Source organism: Pseudofrankia saprophytica, from assembly GCF_000235425.2.
GTDB classification, from domain to species: domain Bacteria; phylum Actinomycetota; class Actinomycetes; order Frankiales; family Frankiaceae; genus Pseudofrankia; species Pseudofrankia saprophytica.
In genome coordinates this window covers 6,589,895-6,591,363 of sequence record NZ_KI912266.1, presented here as the reverse complement: position 1 = coordinate 6,591,363, position 1,469 = coordinate 6,589,895, and the positions used below count along the sequence as shown (strand labels likewise).

Annotated in this window: 1 protein-coding gene; it reads left to right on the top strand. The window is 78.8% G+C overall.

The window, feature by feature from the left end; genetic code table 11:
- The coding region (locus tag FRCN3DRAFT_RS46680; protein ID WP_198536044.1) for a ComEC/Rec2 family competence protein at positions 1 to 1,469 on the top strand (1,469 nt) is incomplete at both ends.

The window sequence follows — 1,469 nt, the reverse complement described above, 5'->3', positions numbered from 1 at the left end:
GCCAGCCGCGGCGCTGGTGGCGGCGGCGGTGGTCGGCGGGATCGCGCCACTGGTCGGAGGGGTGCTGCTGCTCGTGGAGCGGGGCCGGCCCGGGTCGGCTCACCGGGGATGGCGGGCCGTGGCCGTGGCCGTGGTGGCGGGGCTTGCCGTGGGGATCTTCGTGGCCGGGGTAGGCGGCCAGGACAGCCGGTCCGGGGTGCTCGCCCAGCTCGCCGCCGCGCGGGCGACAGTCGGTGTCGAGCTCGTCGTCTCCGATGACCCGCACCCCATCGGAGGCGGTCCCGCGGGCGTGGCCGGCGAGCGCGGCAACGTCGCCGTCCCCGCGCGGCTCGTCCTGCTGGCCACCAGCCAGCGCGCCGCCGGACCGGGCGCGACGGCGGCCAGCGCCGGTGCGGGCGTCCGGGCCGGCACGGCCTCCAGCGCCCCCGCCGTCGGCGCCCGCGCGGCGCCAGGTGGCCTGGTCGCACGGCTGGACGTGCCGGTCCTGGTCCTGGCGCCGGGGGACGGCTGGCGGGGACTGCTGCCGAGCACCAGGGTGGCCGTGGACGCTCGGCTCGAGCCGCCAGAGCCAGGCGGCGAGATCGGCGCCGTGCTGTTCGTCCACGGGCCGTCGAGGCTCGTGGCGGGGCCGGTCTGGTACCAACGGGTCGCCGGCCGACTGCGCGCCGACCTGCGCGCCGCCGCCACCGTCCTGCCACAGCCGGTCCGTGGCCTGTTCCCAGGGCTGGTAGACGGCGACGTCAGCGAGCTGGACCCGGGCCTGCGCGCCGACTTCCGCGCCGCCGGGCTCACGCATCTCACCGCGGTCAGCGGCGGAAACGTTGTGATCATCACCGGCGCGGTGCTGGCGGCGCTGCGGCGTACCCGCGTCGGCGTGCGGTCCAGGGCGCTGTGGGCCGCCGCGACGATCGTCGGGTTCGTCGTCGTCGCCAGGCCGTCCGCGAGCGTGCTGCGGGCCGGCGCGATGGGCCTGCTCGGAGCGGTCGCGACCGGCACCGGGCGGCGCGCCGCGGTACTGCCCGCGCTGGCGGCCACGGTCGCCGTCCTGGTGCTGGCCTACCCGAGCCTGTCGCTCTCGGCCGGCTTCGCGCTGTCGGTACTGGCCACCGCCGGCATCGTCATCGTCGCGCCCGGCTGGCGTGACCGGCTCGCCCGGCGGCTGCCGGCCCGGCTGCGCTGGCTCGCGGACGGCGCGGCCGTGGCGGCGGCCGCGCAGCTGGCCTGCACGCCAGTGATCGCCTGGATCAGTGGCGGGGTCAGCCTGGTGGCGATCCCGGCGAACGTCGCGGCGGCGGTCGCGGTCGCGCCGGTGACGGTGCTCGGCGTCGTCGCGCTGGCCGTGGGGCCCGTCAGCGGCGAGCTGGCCCGGCTGGCAGCCTGGCTCGCCGGTTGGCCGTGCCGGTGGCTCGTCCTGGTCGCGCGGGCGGCGGCGGATGTGCCCGCCGCGACCCTGAGCTGGCCGGGTGGCC